Annotated in this window: 19 protein-coding genes; 4 read left to right on the forward strand and 15 right to left on the reverse strand. The window is 56.7% G+C overall.

Features of this window, described 5'->3' with window-relative positions; genetic code table 11:
- Window positions 1-10: 10 nt before the first annotated feature.
- Both B1C80_RS14925 and B1C80_RS14930 read left to right on the forward strand, forming a co-directional pair.
- Window positions 11-229: a hypothetical protein gene (locus B1C80_RS14925; protein WP_077921984.1), complete on the forward strand. Its 219-nt coding sequence runs from the start codon at window positions 11-13 to the stop codon at window positions 227-229.
- Complete coding sequence (locus tag B1C80_RS14930; RefSeq protein WP_077921985.1) at window positions 226-1,032, forward strand: TIGR02757 family protein; 807 nt, start codon at window positions 226-228, stop codon at window positions 1,030-1,032. Before B1C80_RS14925 ends, B1C80_RS14930 begins: the two co-directional genes overlap by 4 nt.
- Before the next feature lie 86 nt (window positions 1,033-1,118).
- Here the strand turns inward: B1C80_RS14930 and B1C80_RS14935 are convergent, their stop codons facing one another.
- From B1C80_RS14935 to B1C80_RS14950, 4 genes are all read right to left on the reverse strand, one after another.
- A complete protein-coding gene (locus B1C80_RS14935; RefSeq protein WP_077921986.1) occupies window positions 1,119-3,404 on the reverse strand; it encodes a heavy metal translocating P-type ATPase in 2,286 nt (761 codons plus the stop codon).
- Window positions 3,405-3,445: 41 nt separating this feature from the next.
- The gene (locus tag B1C80_RS14940) at window positions 3,446-3,655 is read right to left on the reverse strand and encodes a heavy-metal-associated domain-containing protein (protein WP_077921987.1); all 210 of its coding nucleotides are present in this window, start codon (window positions 3,653-3,655) and stop codon (window positions 3,446-3,448) included.
- Window positions 3,656-3,825: 170 nt separating this feature from the next.
- A complete protein-coding gene (locus tag B1C80_RS14945) occupies window positions 3,826-6,231 on the reverse strand; it encodes an ABC transporter permease (protein ID WP_077921988.1) in 2,406 nt (801 codons plus the stop codon).
- A gap of 30 nt (window positions 6,232-6,261) precedes the next feature.
- A complete protein-coding gene (locus B1C80_RS14950; protein ID WP_077921989.1) occupies window positions 6,262-6,555 on the reverse strand; it encodes a hypothetical protein in 294 nt (97 codons plus the stop codon).
- A gap of 316 nt (window positions 6,556-6,871) precedes the next feature.
- Between B1C80_RS14950 and B1C80_RS14955 the strand changes: the two genes are divergently transcribed.
- Window positions 6,872-7,903 (forward strand): aldose 1-epimerase, encoded by a 1,032-nt coding sequence (locus B1C80_RS14955; protein WP_077921990.1) that lies wholly within the window; start codon window positions 6,872-6,874, stop codon window positions 7,901-7,903.
- 49 nt (window positions 7,904-7,952) lie between these two features.
- Here B1C80_RS14955 and B1C80_RS14960 read toward each other — a convergent pair whose 3' ends face one another.
- The 9 genes from B1C80_RS14960 to B1C80_RS15000 form a co-directional block, all read right to left on the reverse strand.
- Window positions 7,953-10,169 carry a penicillin acylase family protein gene (locus B1C80_RS14960; protein WP_077921991.1) on the reverse strand — a complete coding sequence of 739 codons (2,217 nt, stop codon included), beginning with the start codon at window positions 10,167-10,169 and terminating at the stop codon, window positions 7,953-7,955.
- A gap of 78 nt (window positions 10,170-10,247) precedes the next feature.
- The gene (locus B1C80_RS14965) at window positions 10,248-11,840 is read right to left on the reverse strand and encodes an amidase (RefSeq protein ID WP_077921992.1); all 1,593 of its coding nucleotides are present in this window, start codon (window positions 11,838-11,840) and stop codon (window positions 10,248-10,250) included.
- Between the two features lie 284 nt (window positions 11,841-12,124).
- Window positions 12,125-12,397 (reverse strand): DUF4242 domain-containing protein, encoded by a 273-nt coding sequence (locus tag B1C80_RS14970; RefSeq protein ID WP_077921993.1) that lies wholly within the window; start codon window positions 12,395-12,397, stop codon window positions 12,125-12,127.
- A 43-nt stretch (window positions 12,398-12,440) separates the two neighbouring features.
- The gene (locus tag B1C80_RS14975; RefSeq protein ID WP_077921994.1) at window positions 12,441-12,614 is read right to left on the reverse strand and encodes a DUF1059 domain-containing protein; all 174 of its coding nucleotides are present in this window, start codon (window positions 12,612-12,614) and stop codon (window positions 12,441-12,443) included.
- Between the two features lie 222 nt (window positions 12,615-12,836).
- The gene (locus B1C80_RS14980; protein ID WP_077921995.1) at window positions 12,837-14,090 is read right to left on the reverse strand and encodes an MFS transporter; all 1,254 of its coding nucleotides are present in this window, start codon (window positions 14,088-14,090) and stop codon (window positions 12,837-12,839) included.
- An 81-nt stretch (window positions 14,091-14,171) separates the two neighbouring features.
- On the reverse strand, window positions 14,172-15,473 hold the full coding sequence (locus B1C80_RS14985) for a Gfo/Idh/MocA family protein (protein ID WP_077921996.1): 1,302 nt from the start codon (window positions 15,471-15,473) through the stop codon (window positions 14,172-14,174).
- A gap of 73 nt (window positions 15,474-15,546) precedes the next feature.
- On the reverse strand, window positions 15,547-16,320 hold the full coding sequence (locus tag B1C80_RS14990) for a 3-ketoacyl-ACP reductase (RefSeq protein ID WP_077921997.1): 774 nt from the start codon (window positions 16,318-16,320) through the stop codon (window positions 15,547-15,549).
- On the reverse strand, window positions 16,314-17,759 hold the full coding sequence (locus B1C80_RS14995; protein WP_077921998.1) for an NADH:flavin oxidoreductase: 1,446 nt from the start codon (window positions 17,757-17,759) through the stop codon (window positions 16,314-16,316). The genes B1C80_RS14990 and B1C80_RS14995 overlap by 7 nt, the downstream gene beginning before the upstream one ends.
- The gene (locus B1C80_RS15000; protein ID WP_077921999.1) at window positions 17,756-19,183 is read right to left on the reverse strand and encodes a glycosyl hydrolase; all 1,428 of its coding nucleotides are present in this window, start codon (window positions 19,181-19,183) and stop codon (window positions 17,756-17,758) included. The genes B1C80_RS14995 and B1C80_RS15000 overlap by 4 nt, the downstream gene beginning before the upstream one ends.
- Window positions 19,184-19,286: 103 nt before the next feature.
- Here B1C80_RS15000 and B1C80_RS15005 point away from each other — a divergent pair, with 103 nt between their 5' ends.
- Entirely contained in the window at window positions 19,287-19,859 is a 573-nt protein-coding gene (locus tag B1C80_RS15005) for a DUF2911 domain-containing protein (protein WP_077922061.1), read from the forward strand.
- Between the two features lie 248 nt (window positions 19,860-20,107).
- Here the strand turns inward: B1C80_RS15005 and B1C80_RS15010 are convergent, their stop codons facing one another.
- Window positions 20,108-22,003, reverse strand: coding sequence for a YgiQ family radical SAM protein (locus tag B1C80_RS15010; RefSeq protein ID WP_077922000.1), 1,896 nt, complete (start codon window positions 22,001-22,003; stop codon window positions 20,108-20,110).
- 106 nt (window positions 22,004-22,109) lie between these two features.
- Window positions 22,110-24,086, reverse strand: a complete 1,977-nt coding sequence (locus B1C80_RS15015) for a glycoside hydrolase family 97 protein (protein WP_077922001.1) — start codon at window positions 24,084-24,086, stop codon at window positions 22,110-22,112.
- Between the last annotated feature and the right edge of the window lie 10 nt (window positions 24,087-24,096).

Genomic DNA, 24,096 nt, shown 5'->3' on the forward strand with positions numbered 1-24,096 from the left:
ATACCGAGTTATGAAAAAAGAAACCAAAGAGGAACGAATTGCCCGGCGCCATCGGGAACGCGATGAGCAGATGAAGGGAACGGTAGGCTATCAGACCTTCAACGTGATGTTCGTCATGGCTTATCCGTTCATTGCCGTGTTTACGTTTGTGATGTCTACGCTGCTGGCGTTGTTTTCGGGGGTTTCCCGGGCTATGGCGTGGGTGGTGAGCGGAGGAAAAAGCCGATGACCCCAATAACGCAGGCCGCGACACCCGCTGATCCAGCTTTGTTGAAAGATTTTTTAGATGCGAAGGCCGATCATTACAATCGGCCTTCGTTCATTGAACGCGACCCGATCAGCATTCCACACCGGTTTTCGCGCCGGCAGGATATTGAAATCATGGGGTTCTGGGCGGCCGTTCTGGCCTGGGGGCAGCGGCCTGTCATCCTGAAAAAAGCCAATGAGCTGATTGACCTCATGGACGGCGCGCCCTATGACTTTGTCCGTTCCCATCAGGAGAGTGACCTTACCCGGTTCCTGGCGTTTAAACACCGCACCTTCAACGCAACCGACGCGCTTTACTTCCTGCACTTTTTCCGGACCTATTACCAGGCAAACGACTCGCTGGAAGATGCCTTTCTGACCGATTCTACCTCAACGACTGGCACCACGGTTGAGCCGGCGCTGGTTACCTTTCACGACCGGTTCTGCTGCGACCCGTTCTTTCCGGACCGGACCCGTAAACACATTGCCACGCCCGCCCGCAACTCGTCCTGCAAACGGCTGCTGATGTTTCTGCGCTGGATGGTCAGACGAGATGACCGGGGTGTAGATTTTGGCCTCTGGACGCGGTTGAGGCCGGAGCAGCTGGTGATGCCGATCGATGTACACGTCAACCGCGTAGCCCGGTCGCTAGGTCTGCTCAGCCGGCCTCAGACCGACTGGAAAGCAGCCATCGAATTAACCGACGCGCTTCGCCAGTTCGACCCAGCCGATCCTGTCCGTTACGATTTCGCGTTGTTCGGCCTGGGCGTCGAAGGCGAAATGTAATTCATCTTTTCTGAGCGACGTACGGCCTTCGGTACTGCCCGGCACGTAATCCCGGTTCGGCTGAATTATTCAGACAGCTTAGCGACTCAGAGCTTCACTGACCGGAGCCGCAGGCTGTTTGTCACGACCGACACCGAGCTGAGGGCCATGGCTCCTCCCGCAATCATCGGACTCAGCAGGAAGCCGAACGACGGATAAAGTACCCCGGCTGCAATCGGAATGCCAATCAGGTTATAGATAAAGGCCCAAAACAGGTTCTGCCGAATGGTCTGTACCGTTTTCTTCGACAACTGAAGCGCCTTCGGAACGCTGTTCAGATCGGAGGTGATGAGCGTCATTCGGGCTACGTCCATAGCAATATCCGACCCTTTACCCATAGCAATACTCACATCGGCCCGGGCCAGGGCTTCGGAGTCGTTGATCCCATCGCCAACCATCGCCACAACATGGCCCTGCTTCTGTAACTCCGTGATAAATTCGGCTTTTTCTGCGGGCAGAACCCCGGCCTTGTAGCTACGTAGACCTATCTGACGGGCAACAGCCTCGGCCGTATGGATGGTATCGCCCGTGAGCATATACACGGCTATGCCCCGTTGCTGAAGCGTTTCGATAGCCTGCTTCGACGTCGCCTTGATGGGATCGGCAATGGCAATGATGGCCAGGAGCTGGCGGCTGGCGGCACTTGTCCGGCCGAAGAAAACGACCGTTTTGGCCTGCGCCTGTAACTGTTCAGCCTGCTGTTGCTGATCGTCATGAAGATCAATACCGTACTCAGCCAGCAGGTTCTGGTTGCCAATCAGGTAGGTGGTATCGTCATACTGACTGATCACGCCTTTGCCGGTTATGCTGTTGAACGTACCCGCGTGAGCGGGCACCAGGGCCTGGGTTTTCAGGTAGTCGGTAACGGCCGTTGCCAGCGGATGTTCTGACTGCGACTCCAGCTGATACAAAACTCCTCCTTCTCGCTGCTGATCCGCATCGGGTACCAGCCAGATCAGGTCAGTTACCAGCGGTTTTCCTTCCGTAATCGTACCCGTCTTGTCGAGCACGACCGCGTTGACCCGACGGCCCATTTCGAGGCTGCCGGCATCTTTGATGAGAATATTGTTCTCGGCTCCCTTCCCAACCCCAACCATGATAGCCGTAGGAGTGGCCAGCCCCAGTGCGCATGGACAGGCAATGACCAGCACCGTTACGGCGGTCAGCAGTGCCGTTGTGAACGAATCGCCGGTGGGGGCTACCGTATCGCCCAGGGTCAGCCAGAACACAAAGGTCAGCACCGAAATGGCGATGACAATCGGCACAAAAATACCCGCAATTCGGTCGACCAGCTGCTGAACGGGCGCTTTACTACCCTGCGCATCCTGCACCGCCCGGATAATCTGGGCCAGCACCGTATCAGCCCCTACTTTTTCGGCGCTGAACCGAAAACTGCCTTTCTGATTGATGGTTCCGGCGAAGACCCTGGCCCCTGCCTGTTTTTCAACCGGCACCGGCTCTCCCGAAATCATACTCTCGTCGACGAATGACCCGCCCGACTTAACCTGTCCATCGACCGGAATCCGCTCCCCCGGCCGCACAATGAGTACCTGCCCGACGCGCACCTGCGCAATCGGCACGTCATGCTCACCGGTTTCGTCGGCCACCAGAACGGTTTTAGGTTGCAGTCCCATCAGTTTTCGGATGGCCGACGAGGTACTCGATTTAGCCCGCTCTTCGAGTAACTTACCCAGTAGAATAAAGACGATCACCACGGCAGCGGCTTCAAAGTATACGTGCGGATGCAAACCGCGCCGGTGCCAGAAATCGGGGTAGAGTGTATTGAAAGCGCTGAACACAAACGCAATACCGGTGCTCAGCGCTACCAGTGTATCCATATTGGCTTTGCCATGGCGGGCCTGGCGCCAGGCGTTGACGAAGAACGACCGGCCAAAGCCAAAGACGACCGGCGCCGACAAGGCCATCATAATATAGTTACCCCAGACCCAATCCATGAAGAGCATACCGATGATCACGACGGGAGCCGCCAGCGCTGAAGCCCAGATCGTGCGCTCTTTGAGTGCCTGATAGTGCTTCTGCTGCGCTTCATCCTGAACCTGCTGGGCGCTTTCGGGGTCTTCGGCGTCGATAACGATATCGTAGCCCACAGCTCGGACGGCCGTTTGCAGGGCGTCGGGGGTAACGACCTGCGGGTCGAACTCTACCCAGGCATTCTGGTTGGCATAGTTCACCCCGGCATCCCGTACGCCCGCCGTATGTTTCAGCGTCGACTCGACGCTAACCGCGCAGGCTGCGCAGCTCATCTCCAGCACCGGAAACGTTTTCCGAACTGAGGATGCTGACCGGGCCGACGGAACTGGACTTGCATTCATAACTAAGTTGTTGAGGGTACCACGACAGCGGTCGGGGGTGATCAGGACAGCGGCTCCGCTTTGTAGCCAGCCTTCTCGATGGCCTGTGTAACGGCTGCATCACTGGTAGCTGTGTCAACGGTAAGCACCCGGTTTGGGCTTTGCAGATCGACCTGCCAGGCGTTTTCACCAACGGCCTCGTTGAGGAAAGGCGTGACCGCGGCCACGCAGTTTGCGCACTTTATGTTGGTTTTGAATTGCTTCGCGTCCATGATGTTGTGGTTTGTTTGAGATGTATGTATCAAACAAAGGTCTGCACACGGGGGCAGTTTTTCTGTACAGAATTACTACCCTCGTGTGCAGATTCTTTCGATCTCTTTGTAACAAACCTCTGTAGATTAACGCTTAGTTCACGACTCGAATTTCATTTGAATTATTATCCTCATTCGCTCCGCAGACTTTTGACCGGGTTCAGCAGGGCCGCTTTGACGCTCTGGAAACTAACCGTCAGCAAGGCGATACCAACCGACAAAACGGCCGCCAGCGCAAACACCCACCAATGAAGAACGGTGTGGTAGGCAAACCCGCTCAGCCATTGACTCATTGCCCAGCCCGCTACGGGCGACGCAATCAGGATGGCAATCCCAACCAGCTTCAGAAAATCCTGCGACAGCAACGCCACCAGACTGGAGACCGAAGCCCCCAGCACTTTCCGGATGCCAATCTCTTTGGTCCGCTGCTCAGCCATGAACATCGACAGGCCAAACAGCCCCATACACGAAATCAGGATAGCCACCCCGGCAAACACGCTGAACAGCAGTTGCTGGGTTTGCTCGCGGGCGTACAGACGGTCAAAACGCTCGTCGAGAAACTGGTAATCGAAAGGGCGCTCGGGGAAGAACTGTTTCCAGACCGCTTCGACCCGGGCTACGGCCGTTGGCATATGCCCGGCAAGGGGCACCGATATCCAGTTCAGATTGCTGCGGGTCATTGTCAGGGCAATGGCCGATACGTTCTGGTGAAGTGATTCGAAATGGTAATCCTTCGTCACCCCGATGATCTGCCCCTGGCTGGGGCCGTACCGGAACGATTTGCCGATAGCCTGCTCGGGTGTCCAGCCCATCAGCCGAACGGCCGTTTCGTTCAGGATCACCATAGCCGTATCGGTTGGGAACGAGCGGGAGAAATTACGCCCGGCGGCCATACCGATCCGATACGCCGGAATGAAGTCGTAATCGACCCGCAACGAACGCAGGTTGATCGTCACCGGAGCCATGGTATCCCCTTTTTCGTACGAGGCATCGTAGGAGTCGAGCAGGCGCCCCGACGGAATCCGCGACGACCGCCCAATGTCTCCCGCTACACCGGCCCGCTTCAGCTCCTGTTTCAAGGTCTCATAACCCGTCGTTGAATCGCCGATATCGGGCAGGAGCAGCATCTGGTCTTTCTGATAACCCAGCCGGTAGGTCTGTATGTAGTTCATCTGGTTGTAAACCACGGCCGTGCAGATGATGAGCGCCACCGCAATAGCAAACTGCGTCACCACCAGCGTTTGCCGCAACCGGCCCGTCCGAATGGCTGACGTGACCTGCCCTTTCAGCACCCCCAGCGGCCGGAACGAAGTCAGAAAAAAGGCCGGATAGCTACCGGCTACCAGGCCCGTCAGTATCGTGATACCAAGTAGTACACTCAAAAACACCGGATCGACAAGCTGCCTGACCGACAGTTGCTTATGGGTAAAATCGTTCAGCACGGGCAGGCCGATCAGCACCAGAACCAGCGCTATACCCAGCGCAAACACAACGACCAGTATCGATTCACTCAGAAACTGGGCAATAAGCTGGGTACGCAACGCCCCTACCACCTTGCGCATGCCCACTTCACGAGCCCGACTGGCTGAACGAGCCGTTGCCAGGTTCATGTAGTTGATGCAGGCGATGAGCAGAATGAACAACCCGATGGCCGAAAACAGGTAGATATACCGAATATCGCCGGTGGGTTCAACTTCAGAATCGGTATGTGAATACAGGTGAATATCGGTAATCGGCTGTAGCGTCAGCACCGACCATTTTGAGGGCCTGATGCCCCCCTCCTGCGGCACGTGTTTGTCCTGAAAAGCGCCCATGGCCGCCTGCATCCGCTGAGGGTCAGCCCCCTCCCGAACCAGCACGTAGGTGTTGAACGCATTGTTACTCCAGTTGGTCCGCAGCCCGTCGGCCCCATACACCCGCGGGTCGTTCAGCGTAGAGAAGGAAATCAGAAAGCTCGGATGGAAATGGGCCTGGTCGGGCAGGGGTTCAAACACACCCGTCACGGTCAGATCGTACTGGTTGTCGAGCCGCACCGTTTTGCCAATGGGGTTTTCCGTACCAAAGTACTTCTCTGCCATAGGCCGGGAAAACATAATCGAAAACGGGTTCGCCAGCGCCTGATCCGGATTACCGCTCAGCAGCTGAAAACTCAGCACCCTGAACAGGTTACCCTCGGCAAAAAACAGGTCCTGCTCGTTGAACGAATGCTCACCGTATCGGACAAGGCCGTTGTTTTCGAGTGTCCGCACCGCCTGCTCGACCTCCGGAAAATCCTGCTTCAGCAACGGCCCAAAGGGCGGGGCCAGCTGAGCCAGCTTCAGCGTGGGTATTCCTTCCGAAGACAGAAACGTACGCGAGATCCGATACACCCGGTCGGCCTGGGCGTTGTAGCGATCATAGCTCAGCTCATCGCGAACGTAGAGGGCGATCAGCAGAAAGCAGGCCAGCCCAATAGCCACCCCGGCAATGTTGATGAAACTGAACCCCTTATGCTTCGACAGGTTGCGAAAGGCAATCTTGATGTAGTTGCGTATCATAGGTTAATGACGGCTAAACGGTTTATCTCATTACGATCCAATCAGCAGCTGACGCTGAATAGCCATATCTCCCTTTCGCATGAAGGCAATCGGCACAAACGTATCCGTAGGAGCGCCGATGTAGTAGAGCGACCAGTCCTGATCATACTGCGAAATCATCTGGCGCAGACACTCAACCCGATCAAAGGTGGGAACGGTACAGTCGCCCCAGTAAAAAAGCTCGACGCGGTAGTGCAGTTCGTGCTTCTTGCCGTTGATCGTTACGTCGATCTCGATGTCTTGTTTGCCGGGGGTTGAGGGAATAGGAATAGCGATATGTGCCATAGAAACAGAGGAGTTGGCAACAGAATATGTCTATCAGTACAAGCTACTCGTCAGCCACGGGGCCAACAGACCTATAATCCCCAAACGGCGTACCATTTTTACAACCTTCTGACCATCAGATATATATAACGAACCATCAACCAATAGTGTCCGTTAACGGACGCGGGCCGTTCAGTTACGGACATGGTTGGCCGGCCATCCGTAAAGTTGTGACAGTCAGTTGGCGATGTGTTGCGTTAGCATACGTTTTTACTAAAATGTCGAACAATCTAGGTACGTTCAGATTTATTAATCTGTACAGACTGTCCCTCATTCTATGCCGTTCCTGATTACGCAAGAACCATTTGGTCCACTGGCGACCGACTCCCAGCCACTCACTGAATATCTGCTGGAACATACCGAAACCGGTGAATTTATTTCAATCATCCCGGCCTATGGAGGCATTCTTCGGCGTCTTGTGCTCCGGAAGGGAAACGATTTGTATGCCCTGCTGAAAAGTCCAGAATCACCACAGGCACTGCTGGCCGATGAGACCTACGCCAGTGCGTTCCTGTTTCCGTTTGCCAGCCGCATCCGACACGGCATCTACTCGTTTGAGGGGCAGGACTACGCCCTGAAAATGAACGAGGGTAGCCGCGACAACGCGCTGCACGGCTTTGTACACGGCCGCGAGTTCACGGTTATCGACCAGGATACCAGCCCGACCCATGCCCAGCTGACCATCCGTTATACCTACGAAGGCGACACGGTTGGCTACCCGTTTCCGTTTACCATGACGATCACGTACGAGCTGGTTCAGGGCGACCAGCTCCGGCTTGGCAGTAACTACACCCAGGACCGGATGTGTGCGCTGCGGGTCAGCTACGAGATTATCAACACGGGCACTACGGCCTGTCCGGCTGCCTTTGGCTGGCACCCTTACTTCATGTTCACCGAAGAATCGGTCGATAACATGACCCTGTCACTGCCGGCCCGCATGCCGATCGTACTCGATGGCAACATGATCCCCAACGGGCGGCTCGGCCTGCTGAATGCGGAGACCATACCCCTGAAAGATGTTCAGCTCGATAGCCCGTTTGCTATCGAGCCAACCGGCATACCTGCCGAAGGGGACCCTTTCGCCGAAACCATGCTTACCTCCCTCCGCACGGGCGTTCGGCTGATTATAGGTCAGCAAACCGGCCCCGGAAAACTTAACTACCTGGTCTGCTACACCCCCGGCCGGCGCGACAGCGTGGCGATCGAACCCCAGACCAGCAACGTAAACGCGTTCAACAACGGCGAAGGACTTGCCGTGCTGGACCCCGGCGATGCGCTGTCAGGCTCCATGTGGGTGCGACTCGATTAACCAGCTTGGCGGCCAGCTTCCTGCGCGAAACCCACCCCGGTGAGTCAGTCTACTTCTCACCCGGGTGGTACGTCTTTTCGACGTGTTGCTGCACCTCTTCCGGGTAGAACCATACATCTTTGAACTGACCTTCGCAGTAAAGCGGGGCCTGGTCGGTGAAGTGGGTTTCGCCGGGGCGGCTGCTCTGGCCACCCGTAACTACGGAACGGGCTTTCACCCGCTTACCAAACTCGACTACGGCCACAAAGCTGTTCCCTACGCTGCCGTACCGCTTTTTGGTACCGGGATAGGTACGGGCCGCGAAAGCCGCCAGCGACCCCCAGGCCGATGAAGTAAAGCCAACCGGAATGCTGGGCTTCAGATCGTCATACGATTCCTGGGTTTTACCCGTCAGGCGCTGGTAGCGGTTGATGTCGCCCCAGGGCGTTTTCCAGCTGCCGAAGTCGCGCGTGAGGTCTTTGAGTACGTCGGCCAGGGCCGTTACCTTTTCCTGGGGCGTAGTGGCTTTGATGGTGAAAGCACTCAGGCTCAGGTTGTCGAACCGCTGGTCGCCAGCCGCCCGGCTCCGGGCCAGCCGCTGAATCTTCTCGCCCCATAGTATAGCCAGGGTCTGACCAACCGAAGCCGTTCCGTACGATCGGTTCCAGTCTTTGAGTACCTGAACGGCATCGGCCAGGTCTTTCGACTGGTTTACGGCATCGCCCGAAACGCTCTGATAAGCCGTAAACAGAGGGGGCAGGAGATCATCGAAAGCCACCAGGTGCGGATCGTTGGCGGCTGCGATCAGTGTGTCGAGCGTATAAAGCGATTTACGGCTCAGCACCCGGACGGCATTAATACCCCGGTAGTTCTCGGCATCGGGGGCCATATAAGCCGGAAATTTGGTTTTGTCGGGGCTGCTGTTACCCGATACCGTAAAGGGCGTAGCGTTGCAGTTCTGGATCCAGCCGCTGGCCGGGTTACGGACCTGCACAATCTCATCGACCGAGTGCAGCCCTTTCCAGTCGGTGGCGGGATTACTCCCGTCAACGGGCTGTTCCCAGTCGAACCGGGTATCCCGGCGGGGCATGAAATTACCGTGCCAGTACGCAATGGTGCCGTCGCGATCGGCGAATATGGTGTTGTTCGACGCGTTTCCGTTCAGCTTCATCACCTCTTTGTAGCTGGCATAGCCCGTTGCTTTCGTGCGCAGATACGACTGCGACAGTGCATTCAGGGGCGTATTCATCATGTTGATGGCAATCCATTTTCCATCCTTTTCCCCGGCAATGGGGCCGTGCTGGGTGAAATACATGGTGAAGTCTTTATACTGCATTCCCGTACCCGACTTGTAGGGCAGCCGCACTTGCTGCGTCCGTACCCGCTTCAGAGCATCCCCGTATTTGTAGTATAAAGTATTCCCTTTTTTCTCGATCGTTTCCAGGTATTCGTCCATCGAGTCGGCGTAGCTGGTCGTGTGCATCCAGCCGCAGTTTTCGTTGAAGCCCTGATAAATAAAGAACTGGCCCCAGGTTACGGCTCCGTACGCGTTCAGCCCGGCCTGGCTGATCATGTGTACCTCCGACCGGAAGTAGAACGAAGTATGGGGATTTATCAGCAGCAGCGCATTTCCGGTGGCGCTCCGGGCGGGGGCAATGGCGAAGCCGTTCGAGCCGACGGATTCGCGTTCGTAGTGATCGAAGCGGGGGTTCCAGGATGTCGACTTCCGCTGTTCGTAGAATGCTTTCAGTCGTTCGGTCGATACCACGCTGATATTGCCGCCAATACTGCCTTCGCTGAACATGAGTGGCATCCAGGGCTGAAAACGGGTCAGCAGACGGGGCTTAACGTCGGGGTGGGTATAGAGGTAATAGTTGGCCCCATCGGCAAACGCATCGAGCAGCTGCTTCATCCAGACCGGGCTTTTTTTGTAAATAGCGATGGCCTGGGTAGTGTCCATGAACAGCCGCGCCCGCAGATCGTGGTACAGCGCCGACTCCCCTTCTACTTCGGCCAGCCGACCTATTGAGGTAATGTAATTTTCCTCGACCCGGCCAAAATCATCTTCGCACTGGGTAAACAGCAGCCCGAACACGACATCGGCATCCGTTTTACCGTAAATATGCGGAACGCCCCAGGTGTCGCGGGTAATGGTAACCTGTTTCGCTCGTTGCTGCCAGCGCGCCAGCTCGGCTTTGGTAAACGACTGGGCGTGAAGTACGGTAGAACTCAGAACGATGATCAGGCTTCCGGCGAAGCTGATCCAGGTTGATCGAAAGTAACGCATCAGGTTGGTAGTAGTTAGGTATTTGGCAGCTCCAAGCTAACCGATTCCGGACAAACAGTAAAACGTACGAGTTTCTGTCTACTTCGCCAGGACCGGAAACCGGCTGGGCGCCACCCGGTGCTGGGTGGCCTGTTCGTAGCTGTACGTTAGCCGGATCAGGGTGGGCTCGGCAAAGAGTCGGCCCAGGAACTGAATCCCAGCCGGTAAGTTACCCGGAGTGTAGCCCATTGGAATGGTGAAGGCAGGCAAACCCGTTGCGGGGGCAATAAGCTGGCTATTATCTCCTTTATAACCGGCCGTATCGCCTACCCGCGCGGGTGGGTAGTTCCAGGTCGGGTAAATCAGGGCATCGAGCTGCTGGCGGTCCATCGCGGCTTCGATGGCGCTTCGGTAGGCAATCCGGAGCGGATCGGTGAAGGCGTCACCGCAGGGAATTTCAGGATGCACCGGTCGCCCCGAACGGGTTTGCTGGGTCAGGAGCCGGTTACGCACGAGGTCCGAATAGCCGCCTACCCGGATGATGTCTTCCAGCGTTTTGAGCGTATCCCGCTTAACGAAGGTCCGTAGATAGGTTTCTATATCGGTTCGGAAGTCGGCGCACCACTGGTTGGCCCGCAGCGAGTCCAGATTGGGTATGGTGACGTCGACGACCTGCGCCCCTGCCTGAACCAGATCGGCCAGGGCCTGCTCGAAGAGCTGTTTGATTTCAGGATCAATATGGTTGTCGACCAACTGGCGCATCACCCCGATTCGGGCGCCCTGCAGGCCATCCTCCTGCAAAAACTGGGTGTAGTTGTCAGGGATTTTGCCCTGGCTGTGTTTCGTGATGGGGTCGCGGGGGTCGTAGCCCGCCGTAACGGCCAGCACCTTTACGGCATCTTCAACCGTTCGGCACATCGGCCCGCCTACGTCATTGCGGGTATAGAGCGGAATGATACCGTACCGGCTCACCAGCCCCAGCGACGTCCGAAAACCGACCAGTGCGTTGTGCGACGCGGGACCTCGAATGGAGTTGCCCGTGTCGGAACCTAGCCCGATCGTTCCCAGATTAGCCGCTACCGCAGCCGCCGTTCCTCCGCTCGACCCGGCCGGCACATGGGCCAGGTTGTACGGATTCAGCGTTTCGCCCCCGATCGAGCTCTGCGAGTGCATAGGGGTAAACGCCCACTCAGCCATATTCGACTTGGCCAGTACGATGGCTCCGGCGTCGCGCAGTTTCTGCACCTGCCAGGCATCTTCGGTCGGCACGAATCCTTTCAGGGCCACGGAGCCGCCGGTGGTTTGTAGTCCCTTCGTGTTGAAATTGTCTTTAACGATGACCGGAATACCATGCAGTGGCCGCAGCTTACCGGTTTTCCGAAACTCGGCATCCAGCGCCCGGGCGGTAGCCATCGCTTCGGGATTGGTAATGATGATGGAATTGAGTTTGGTCGGCTGGTCGTAGGCTTCAATCCGATCCAGGTAAGCTTTTACCAACTGTTCGCTCGTCAGCGAGCCCGTCCGAAACGCCCGATGAACAGCCGCGATGGTTGCTTCCGGCAGTTCAAATTCAGCTGCGGGCGCTTGTTTACCCTTGCGTTGCCCCTGAGCAACCGGATTCACCAATAAGCTTACCAGAAGAGCTGGCAGGACAATGCATACTGAATGAAGCAAACGTAGAGATGATCGCATACGGGGGGCTGGGCGAACAATATAACCGTATGGTAAAATTAGGGTTTGCAGCCACAACCCCGCCACCCAGGCACGATAAAAGCGGTATTTATTTTGTCCATTGACCTATGGCCGGAATAAATAGTATAGAAGCTGTCCGGGCGTTTCAACAGATTCATCTTCTGCCAGAGCCCTCAGAAAAACCGCAGGTCACCCGACCAAAAAACCGTGGCCGCCGACAGCAAACGCAGTTTCTTGCTGCACGGATGGGATCGGTTGGCCCCACCCGCGCAGGAAGAAACTAGTTACTCCGCCGTTGTCGGATCGATAACGGTCTTTACTTCGTTGACGGCGTTGGCGGGAAAGCCACCCTGTTCGGCATGTTCCCGAACCATTTCTTCATCGGGAGCGATGTAGACGCAGTAAATCTTATCGCCCGTTACGTAGCTCTGTAGCCACTGAATTTGCGGTCCCATGGTGCTGAGCACCCCACACGAGGTTTGTGAAATTCCTTTCAGCTGATCGGCGGATAACGTGCCGGCGCCCGGAATGTCTCGTTCTATTACATATTTCGGCATGGCGTGAACGGTTTGGCGAGGTGTTTACCGAATGCGCGATGGCTCAGGCCTCTTCGTGAATCAGGGACTTGAGCCCTTCGGCCAGTTCGGGCGTTACCGTTACGCCGTGTACGCTGCTGGCATGTTCAGCGGCCTGGGCCAGAATTTCCTCGTCGGTTTCGGCGTGGATTTGGGCGTTGCAGTCGAAACCGGCATCGCGGCAGTTAAGCGTTTTCATGGGTGTCTGGAGATTAGGGTGAGCGGATCGTTTTGGGTGTTTGTCTCCTGCGTATGAAGCGCGGGGATGTACACCGAAAATACGGGTTTGTAACCGATGCCTTCTATCTAACTTATCGAAAGGTCATTGACCAGGCCTCCCCTACCGCTTACTAACAATACACTGACGCCCAGCCGCTAACCTATGAATACTTACTCATTTTACAACCGTTCAGGCGCGGCCTTATCCCTCCACGTAATTCATGTCTTTGCTGAAGGTCTCTTCCAGAAAATTTAGAGCTACCAGCGAGCACAGCACCACTGTCCCACCGATCAGCAAGGGACCGTTGGTGAGCCCCAGCGATGGCTTCAGCGAGACGAACAGCCAGGTAAGCGGCACCGTAGCTCCGCGCACAAAATTGGGAACCGACGTAGCCACCGTAGCCCGCAGGTTTGTGCCGAAAAGCTCAGCCGCCAGCACGATGAACAGCGTCCAGTACCCATTACAGAACCCCAGACCAACACAGATCAGATAAAACTGGCTGGTCTGGCTGATAGGAGCCAGCAGGTAGACCAGCATCATGGCAAACGACAGGAGAATAAAAATCCGGATGGCTTTTTTGCGGCTCTGCAGGCGCTGGCTCAGTAACCCGCTCACAATATCGCCCACCGATTGACCGGCAAAAGCCAGCATCACCGCTTTACCTGCAACGATGGGTTCGGCCAGTCCGGCGTGTCGCCCGAACTCCGGCGAAAACGTAATCAGAATACCGACCACGAACCATAACGGGATACCCATTATAATGGCCAGGGCGTACTTGCGCAGGCTCGGCGGATGGGTAATCAGCTTCAGGAAGTTACCCCGCTCGACCGGCTTCGATTTGAGCGTTTCGAACAGGCCTGACTCAAACACGTTGAAACGCAGCACGAGCAGCAGCAACCCCAGCCCGCCCCCCACGAAGTACGACATGCGCCAGGCGAACAGATCGGCCACAAAATAGGCCGTAATGGCCCCCAGCACCCCCATCGTCGCCACCAGAATAGACCCGTAGCTCCGCAGCTGTCTGGGCAGAATTTCGGCAACGAGGGTGATGCCCGCCCCCAGCTCGCCCGCCAGACCCACACCGGCAATAAACCGCAGCAGGGCATACTGGTTCAGGTCCGTAACCATACCGTTAGCGATATTGGCCAGCGAGTACAGCAGAATCGACCCGAACAGGACCGACAGTCGGCCCCGCTTGTCGCCCAGCACACCCCATAGTACGCCCCCGATCAATAGCCCTGCCAGCTGCATATTGAGCAGAAAAACGCCTTCGGGCAGCAGTTGCTCCTCCGATACACCCAGCGCTTTGAGACTCGGCACCCGAACTACGCTGAACAGAAATAAATCATACATATCGACGAAATAGCCGAGCGCAGCCACCAGTACAGGCAGCTGAAGCAGATGCTGCCGCGTCGATTTGGGCGCGGTCGTGACTGAAGAATCGGGTAAAGTCATGGGGTTTCGGAGTCGTTAGGGACGTACCCGTCTGCCGAGCAGGCGCAGCTGGCGCTGACCCGCCGACGGGGTTCCGTGAAACTAGACGGTGGTAGGTATTACGTAGGGGGCCCTGTATTTGCGGGTGAGCATAGCGTTCGCCTGTTTGTCGCCAATGAATACCTCTTTCTGCGGATCGAAGTCGAGGGTACGCCCCAGCCGGTAGGCAATGTTGCCCAGATGCGCCAGCGAAGAGGCCAGGTGCGCCGTTTCAACGGGACCGTTGAGCATTTTTTTGTCGCGGGCGCGGGCAGCATCGACGAAGTTTTTATAGTGATCGCCACCGGCGTTGCGAGCGGGGCCAGGTTCCCGGTTGCGGCCCAGGTAGGTTTTGTAGTCGGCGTAGCCGTTGATGACCATATAGCCTTTGTCGCCGTAAAAGATATTACCGACTTCCACGCCGTCTTCTTTGTTGGTCATCCAGGGCCGTACCTCAAACTCAATGATCTTGCCCTGCTTCGGGTAGTGATAGGTAGAGGTAAGCACCTCGGGGGTTTCCTTGCAGTCGTTCCACAAAAATTTACCCCCCGCCGAGGTGATCTTTTCGGGCAGCCCCACGTCGAGGCCCCACATACAAAGATCCGTTTCGTGAATACCCTGGTTACCGATGTCGCCGTTGCCGTAATCCCAGAACCAGTGCCAGTTGTAATGAACGTAGTTTTTGCTGAACTCCCTTGCCTGAGCTGGTCCCTGCCACAGATCCCAGTCCAGCCCCTGCGGCACGGGCGAGTTACCCAGATTACCGATGTCGGCCCGCCATTTATACACGGTGCCGCGCGCCATGTAGACTTTACCGATGAGGCCATCGCGCAGGTGCTGTATGGCCTCCTGAATAGCTACCGAACTCCGCAGCTGTACGCCATGCTGCACCATGCGGTTGTATTTGGTAGCGGCTTCGATCAGTTTGCGCCCCTCGAACAGATTGTGGCAACCGGGCTTTTCGACGTACACGTCCTTTCCCGCCTGACAGGCCCAGATAGCCGCCAGCGCGTGCCAGTGGTTGGGCGTGGCAATGCTGACGGCGTCTATATCCTTGTCGTCGTAGACTTTGCGCAGGTCCTGTTCGGTTTTCAGCTTCCGTTTGTATTTGGCCTCAAAATCGGCCGCTCCTTTTTGCAGCACCACATTGTCAACATCGCACAGGGTGGCTACCTCTACGTTATCGAGCTTCGAGAAGCCGGCAATGTGGTCTTTACCGCGCCCGTTGATACCGATAACGGCTACCCGCAACCGGTCGTTGGCTCCGAAGGCTCGGCTTGGAATAATGGTCGGCAGCCCCAGCACCGCTGAGCCGGCCACGGCGGTCTGGATAAATTTACGTCGGGAGTAAGAAGGATTGGTCATGATCAGGAGGTTTAGGAAAACGGGTTGGTATTGAGCAGTCTAAAAGGTTATTTGTCTATCCTCGTCCATCTGCCTACAGTCGGGCCAGCGTCAGCCCGCCGTCAACCATAAACACCTGGCCGGTCGAGTACGGAAACCCGCCGTCGGCAATGGCCGCTACAGCCCGCCCCACATCGTCGGGCAGTCCCCAGCGGGGTTGTACGGTGAGTCCGCCGGCAATCAGTGTATCGTAGCGGGCCGACACACCGGAGGTCATATCGGTTTTTATAATTCCCGGCCTCACCTCGTAGACCGGAATACCAAACTCGCCCAGCCGTACGGCAAACAGCTGCGTAGCCATACTCAGGCCCGCTTTCGAGATGCAGTAATCGCCCCGGTTAACCGACGCCACAGTGGCCGACACGGACGATACGGTAATAATACTGGCCTGAAAATCGGCCGTTGCCTTTTTTTGGGCGATCAGCCAGTTTGCTACGGTCTGCGTCAGAAAATAGGCACCTTTCAGGTTGATGTTCAGCACCTGGTCGAAGCTCGCTTCGGTAGCCTCCAGCACGTCGGCGCGAACGCTGGGGGCTATACCGGCATTGTTAACCAGCAGGTTCAGCTGCCCAAAGTGCGTCCTGATGCGGTCCACCATACCGGCCCGGGCGTCGGCATCGGCAATGCTACCCTGGCAGTAGATCACCTCCGTACCGAACTGCCGCAACTGGTCGAGCACCGCCCCTACCGACGACTCGTCGCGCACGCCGTTGATGCCCAGATCGAAGCCTTTTCGGGCCAGGTGTTCGGCAATGCCCAGCCCGATACCCCGGCTACTTCCGGTGACGAATGCAACCCGTTTTACCATGCTTCCTTGATAGCTTTCAACGTTCCGGCTTCGGGCAATTTTTTGTACAGCGTATCCAGCGGGTAACAGCCCGACACCAGCCCGTTGCGGGGCGCCGTCGTACAGTCGGAAAACGTCCGGCAAATCTGATTGCGGACCAGCGGCCTGCCCGCTACCAGATCGGCGGGCATGGTCGGGTACGACAACACCATCCGTCCGAAGCCAACGCTGTCGGCCATGCCGGTTCGCAGTACATGCTGCGCTACGTTGGGCAGCCACTCCTGCAGGTACGAATAGCCCGACCCGATAATGACCAGTTCTGGAAACGCCTGTTTCAGTTCGGCCGTCACGTCGATCTGCCGCTTCACGCCCCGCAGCGGATCTTCGGGCGGCAGGTAACCGTCGGAGGGTGGAAACAGGGCCGGGCGCATCAGGTGCGGGTTGTAATAAGGGCTTCCTCCCGTTATACAAACCAGCTGAATCCCCAGCGACTGCGCCAGCGCCAGAAACGCCTTCGGTTCAGTCAGATCAATGTCGAGGCCCGACGGCTGCCCCCCAAACGCGAACGGATACGCATCCGTTTTCTCGGGTTCGCCCACCTCATTCGCGCCTTTTTTGAACGGCAATAAATCGAACGCACTCAGCCGGACGGCCATTTCCAGGCCCGGTGCAGCCTGCTGGATACCGGCAACGATGGAGCGCAGGAAGCGGGTCCGGTTCTCGAAACTGCCACCGTATCTGCCGGGTCGGTTTACGGCGCTCAGGAACTCATGACCCAGGTAGCCGTGGCAGTGCTTGATATCGACAAAGTCGTACCCCGCCCGCTGGGCCAGTACAGCCGCGGCAATGTAGTGATCGATGATACCGTCGATAGCCTCGTCGGTCAGGGTTGGGTAGTCGGGCTCCATCCCGAATTTCTGATTGAGGTAGGGATGCGCATACAGTATTTTCGATTCGAATTTTTTGTGGCTATTTGGCTTGCAGAATCGCCCCGAATGGGTGAGTTGGAGCCCGATCACGAGGTCATCGGTACGGCCGAACCGCTGGTTGTGGGTGTCGAGAATGAGTTGACGGAGCCGGATCAACTCATCCAGATTGTCGGAATTGATGACCAGCTGGTTAGGGTTGGCTTTTCCTTCGTGACAGACCGCCACGGCTTCGCAGCCAAACAGTAGCTTGGCCCCGCTCTCGGCAAACTTCAGCCAGCGCCGTCGGGTAAAGTCCGTCGGTTTTCCGTCGGGGGTGCCATCCCAGCCTTCCATGGGCAAAATACACAGGCGGTTACCAATAGTCTTACCCGACCGCAGCGGAATGGACTCGGTAAACGGACTTCCCGATGGCGGCAGCAACTCCTCATCAAAGGCCAGATCGATACCACCCGTTTGCAGGTAACCGGCCAGATCGGAGGCCGTTTTGAGCTGGGCCATTCGGGTGTATTTCGGTTTGTATTTTCCGCTCATACTAGCTGTTCGTGGTTGACAATCTGGCTGAAAAAGGTGTAGTAGGGTGCGTTGTCGATGATCCGCTGGAGGTACAGCGCCACCTCCCGCAGATGGTAATCGCCCCACATGCTCGACTCCCCGCAGGGAACGCTACGCCCGTCGGGAACGTAGTCCCAGCCGTTGGGCCGGTGGTAGACCGAGTGCAGCAGCAGCCCCTGATGCGCCGGGTCGGTACTGAGATAAGGCTCGCTGAGCAGCGTATCCAGCACGGTCAGGCCAGCCTGCCAATACCGCTGACCCGCTTCGACATCGACAGGTTGTGCCTTGCTGATGAGGTAGTTTCCCAGCCGCAGCAGGCCCTGCGCAGCAATGGCCGCGGCCGAGCTATCGACCGGTTCGTACTCGTTATAGGGGTTGGCGGGCTGGTTGAGGTAATCGCCCAGCTTATGCAGGTTGGGAGCACCCGTATCCCAGTACGGCACGCCGTCGGTAGGGGTGTTATCGATGTAGAAGTCGCAGGTAGCGCGGGCGGCCCGGCTCATCATGGCTTCGAGGGCATCGCGACCGCCCAGCGGAGCCAGTTCATCGTCAGAAATTGCAGATAGTGCTTCGAGTTCTTCGGCAAAGCCGCACATAGCCCAGGCCAGGCCGCGGGTCCAGGTGCTGAATCCGGTATAGCCCTGCTGCGAGTTGGGGCAGCGGTAATTGCCATCGGTAACGTTGAAAATACTTTCGTGGGCCGTGCGCCCCCAAACGTCGTACGAATCGCGTCCTTCTCCATAGTAAACGGCGTAGTCGGCCGTAGCCCGGATGTGGAGTAGCGCCCGCTCCAGCAGGTTGATCACCCGATCACCTTCGCCCTGAAACGTGTGCCCCAGCAAATGACTGACCACCAGCGACCGGCACGATCGGATGGTATCGACGAAAAGAGAATGCGGCCCGTTGAACGAATGGATAAACCCGGCCGGGGTTCCGGCTGAGGTGCTTTTGATCGTTGTCCAGCGATTGGCCTGGACCGCTCCCGAAATTTTAAGAGCCAGTTCGTACGTGTTTTTCTCCCATTCGTTGAACGGGATCCTACCCTCGTTCATGAGCCGGAGCAGGTTGCCGTAGGTACTGACGTTGTTGAATCCGTGATCGTGTACGCCCACATGGCTTATGTGCGGGGCCATAGCCGTCAGTGTTTTCTGACGACCAGCCGTCAGGAACTCGGGCGCATCCGTTGCGTCGAACTGAAGAATGGTCGAGCCGTACTGAAAGCCCTGCGTCCATTCGGTCCAGCCGCGGGTGGTGTAACGACCCTGTATGGTAAAAACAGGCGATCCTTTGCCGGGGTCGTAGCCCTGCTCAATCAGGTTAATTTTTTGAGCCGAGATGTCCCAAAACTGCCGGAGTTTGGTGGACAGGTTAGCCGGAGTACGCGACGAATTAAGTTGAACCATGCGGGTTGGAGTAATGCAATTTTTTGTTAGCCTTGCTGTTCAAGGCTGAAAACCAGCATTTGTCCAGATTCTACTTCTGTTTCACATGACAACCCCTACCCCTATGAAAAAAACCGCGTTACTCATCGGCCTGCTTTTTCTTTCGCTCACTGACGCTATAGCCCAAACGTTCCGGGGTCTCGACAAATCGCCGATGGACATGGCCTATTATCCGGACGACTACGCCCATGATCGCAAATTTGCCCCGGCCAAAATCGGCACCGACAAAGCGATGGTTCGGGTCACGTACAGCCGCCCGGCCAAAAACGGACGCGAGCTATTCGGCAAGCTGGCCCCCTACGGAAAAGTATGGCGGGTCGGTGCCAACGAAGCGCCGGAGATCAGATTCTACCAGGATGTAACGATTGGGAACAAGAAAATTCCAGCGGGTACCTACGCGCTGCTGGCCATCCCGAACGAAACAGAATGGACCATCATCATCAGCTCCGACCTTGATCAATGGGGCGCTTATAGCTACAACCAGGCGCTGGACGTAGCCCGCGTAACGGTGCCAGTGCAGAAAAGCGACACCGCCCTGGAAAACTTCTCGATTCAATTCGCGAAGAAAGACCCTAAAACGGCGACAATGTACATGGGCTGGGATACTACCGTAGTCGCTGTACCTATGTCGTTTTGACGAGATTCGTTAGCCATTGAAAAGTGCGGTCTGGCCTGCCAGTGATCGCAGACCCTGACAGTGCCTCACTTGTATTAACGACATTGTTTGGCTGCTACTCCACCACTGTCAGGGTCTGCGACCACTGGCAGGGTGTGTGTCCGGCCTGTCAGTGGTCGCAGACCCTGACAGTGCCTCGCCCGTAATTCCTCTAGTTGGTCGTAGGACCTGGCTGTGTCTCAGCGAAAGACGTCGCTATCAAACAAGGGTTACCGCTTTTTCTTACCGGAGTAGTGCCCGGAAAACTTCGGTTTACCGGTGTTTTCTTTTTTGGCACTGCCCAGCAGCCGATCAGCCAGATCGGGTCGGTTAAGTTTGTTGAGCCGGTTTCGAATCCAGTCTTTGTATTCTGGTTTGTACCAGAAAAAGTATTTGTTCTGCGCCTGCTTTTCTTCCCGCGTTTTCGCCGTTTTTACGGGCTTCAGCGTGTACGGATGAACCCCTGAATAGTAGATAACTTCGGCTACGGTCATAGGCGTAGGCGTAAAGTCCTGCACCTGCTCAAGCTGAAAGCCCAGGTCTTTGGTTTCGGCGGCCAGGTTGGCCATGTCCTGCTCTTCGCAGCCGGGGTGCGACGAAATGAAGTACGGGATCAGGGGCTGTTTGAGATTATACTTCTCCTGAATTTTGTCGTACTTCTGCTTGAACAGCTTGAAATACTTGAACGACGGTTTCCGCATCACCCGCAGTGTATCGTCTGACGTATGCTCAGGGGCTACTTTCAGCCGACCCGACACATGGCGCGTCACCAGCTGCTCCATGTATTCGTCGTGGTTACCGTCGGCGTTGTTCTTGTTAAAATCGTCGACCAGCAAATCGTACCGGACGCCCGAACCCACGAAGGCTTTCTTAATGTTCGGGTTGGCGTCGACTTTGCGGTAGATCTCGGTAAGCGGCTTGTGCGAGGTGTCGAGGTTCGAGCAGATAACGGGATGGATACAGCTCGGGCTCTGGCAGCGGGCGCAGATCGACTCGTCTTTGCCCTTCATCTTGTACATATTGGCCGACGGCCCGCCCAGATCAGAAATATAGCCCTTGAACTCAGGGTGCTTCGTGATTTCGTCCACCTCTTTCAGGACCGAGGCTTCGCTCCGGGAGGCTACGAACTTACCCTGGTGGGCCGAAATGGTGCAGAAGCTACAACCGCCAAAACACCCCCGGTGCATGTTGACCGAGAACTTGATCATTTCGTAGGCCGGAATGGGGCCCCGCTTTTTGTACTTCGGGTGGGGCAGGCGCGTATACGGCAGGTCGAACGATTTATCGATCTCGGCCTCATCCATGGTCTTGAAGGGCGGGTTGATGACCAGCACTTTATCGCCCACCCGCTGAAGAATCCGGTTAGCCTGCCATTTATTAGACTCGACTTCAACGATCTTGAAGTTAGCCGCGTACCTGATCTTATCGGCCAGGCATACCTCGTGGCTCGCCAGCTCGACCGACTCCCAGTTGTTGTAATCGCGTAGTTCGGTGTCGGCATCGTGCAGGAAAGCGACCTGGTTGATATTACGCATCGACGTAAACGGAACCCCCTGACGAACCAGTTTCAGAATTTCGCGAAGGGGCTGCTCCCCCATGCCGTAAACGAGCATGTCGGCGCCCGCATCGACCAGGATCGACGGCATCAGCCGATCCTGCCAGTAATCGTAATGGGTAACCCGACGCAACGAAGCCTCGATACCACCCAGCAATACCGGCACGTCGGGATAGAGCTCTTTCAGAATTTTGGTGTACACGATGGTAGCGTAGTCGGGGCGGAAACCCGCTTCGCCACCGGGCGTGTAGGAGTCGTTGGAGCGCAGACGCTTGTTGGCCGTATAGTGGTTTACCATCGAGTCCATACAACCCGCCGTTACGCCGAAGAAGTATTTGGGCCGGCCAAACTTTTTGAAATCGCGCAGGTCGTCTTTCCAGTTGGGCTGGGCAATGATGGCTACCCGAAACCCTTCGCTCTCCATGATACGGCCAATTACAGCGGTTCCGAAGGCGGGGTGGTCCACGTAGGCATCTCCCGACACCAGCACGATATCAACTTCGTCCCAGCCTCTTTTCTCGACTTCTTTCATCGTCAGAGGCAACCAGTCTGTAAGGGGTCTTTCAATCATCAGTACGCGAGCTTATCTAGTCTGAAAAACATCGAATTTACGAAATAATTCAATGATCGGTCATGAATTATGGGGCTGCTGCTCAACGTATAGCGGTTACGATTGCTTATTTCCGGCGTATTCGGACCACAAATCCACCGCCGGGAGCCAGCTTCAGACCGAGTGTATCAGTAGCCCGAACGGTTTGGGTGCTCAGCTGATAATCGACCGGATTACGATCCGCGTTAGGTCCATCGGTGCACAGGGTAGCCTCAAACGTGCCGTCTCCTAAAAAGGTGAGGGGCAGGTTCATGGGGCGACCCGTCCAGTCGGTCAGCCCACCGATGTACCAGTCGGTGCCCCGGCGCCGGGCCGTAACGAGGTAGTCGCCAAGCTTCGCGTCCAGTACGGTTGTTTCGTCGAAAGCAGCGGGGATAGAGCCGAGAAATTCCATGAAGGCAGGCTCCAGATAAGCCTGCGACGGATTGCCCGAGAAAATCGGTATCGGACTGTCATAGACAACGAACATGGCCAGCTGGTGGCAGCGGGTTCCCTGCGACATAACTTTTCCGGCAATCGGCCTGAACTGCTCCTTGGTAGCATTATCGAGCAGGCCCGGCTCGTAGTCCATGGGGCCGGCAACCATCCGAATGAAAGGCAGTAGCAGATCATGCTCGGGCGTAGGCTTGCTGCTCCAGATGTTATACTCCGAGCCCAGCACCCCCTCCCGTGTAATGGCATTGGGCCAGGTCCGTTCAAACCCCGCCGACTTGTAAGCACCGTGGAACATGATCATGATCTTATGACGCGCGCAGGCCTCGGCCACCCGACTATAAAACCGAACCATGTTCTGATCGTCGCGATCCATAAAATCGGTCATGATGAAATCGACACCCCAGTCGCTGAACTGTTTCAGAGCTGGTTCCAGCTGCCGGTCCAGGGTCGAGCAGAGCGTCCACATGCTAAGCCGGACACCCTGAGAGCGGGCATAAGCCACCAGCTCAGGTACGTTCAGATCCGGGTTGATTTTGAACAGATCGGTATAGTCGGACCAGCCCGCATCGAGCAGGATGCGGTCAAACCCGAAGCGCCTGGCAAAGTCGACGTAGTATTTGTAGGTGGCTGTGTTGATCCCCGCCCGAAACGGCACGTTGAACAGGTTGATATCGGTAATCCACTCATCGGTGCATTTACCGGGCCGTACCCACGACACGTCGCTGACCCGACTGGGCGCGGCCAGCCGGTAAATGAGATCCGTTTCGGGCAGGGTTCGGTCGGTGCCAATCACCAGCACCCGCCACGGAAAGCTGCGTTTGCCGCTGGTTCGGGCAATGAAATCGGCGCGCCGGGTAACGATCAGCTGCGGAAACCCACCCGTTGTCATTCGTTCAGCCAGCGGAACCGGCGCAAAAACCCCTTTCAGGCTCTGCCCGTCGCGGGCCAGAAACATGCCGGGGTAATCGTCGAGGTCTGACTCAGTAATGACGATCCGGGGCACCGATCCCGACCCGGCTACCAGCACCGGCGAGAACGCCAGCGTGGTATCGTGCACCTGACTGAGCGGCTTTATCGAATACAACTCTTCGAAAGAAGTATGAAACCGATCCGCATCGGCCCGCTTCTGTACCGCTGGGAAATATACCGTCGGGTCATCAACCAGCGCAAAACGGGCGGTTTCGTTCAGTATGGTCAGCGAGTCGGCCAGGCTGGTCCGGAATCGGTAAGCCATCCCGTCGTCATAGACCCGAACCAGCAGGGCGTAGTTACCCCGGAAGTCGAGGGCCAGCTCCGTAAAATGATCCCGGATCAGTCGGCGTTTAGTAACCACTTCGGGCACAATACTATCCCGCACGGTGCGTACCCGACTCTGACGAACCTCGTCTCCTACGGCCAGTGACCGCCCCCCTGCCAGCGTCATCGCCACCGCCGAAGGCCTGACCAGCAGCCGCCCCTCGTAGCTAACGGCGTATCGGGTACTGTCGGTAACAGTGACCGTTACCGACAGGCGACCATCGGGCGACGTAATGATTCGTTGAAACGGACGGGGCGCAGCTTTACCCTGAATACTCAGCAGCAAATACCCCAGAAAGAAATAGTAGCGCATGGCAACCGGT

The sequence above is a fragment of the Spirosoma sp. 209 genome, from assembly GCF_002006735.1.
GTDB classification, from domain to species: domain Bacteria; phylum Bacteroidota; class Bacteroidia; order Cytophagales; family Spirosomataceae; genus Spirosoma; species Spirosoma sordidisoli.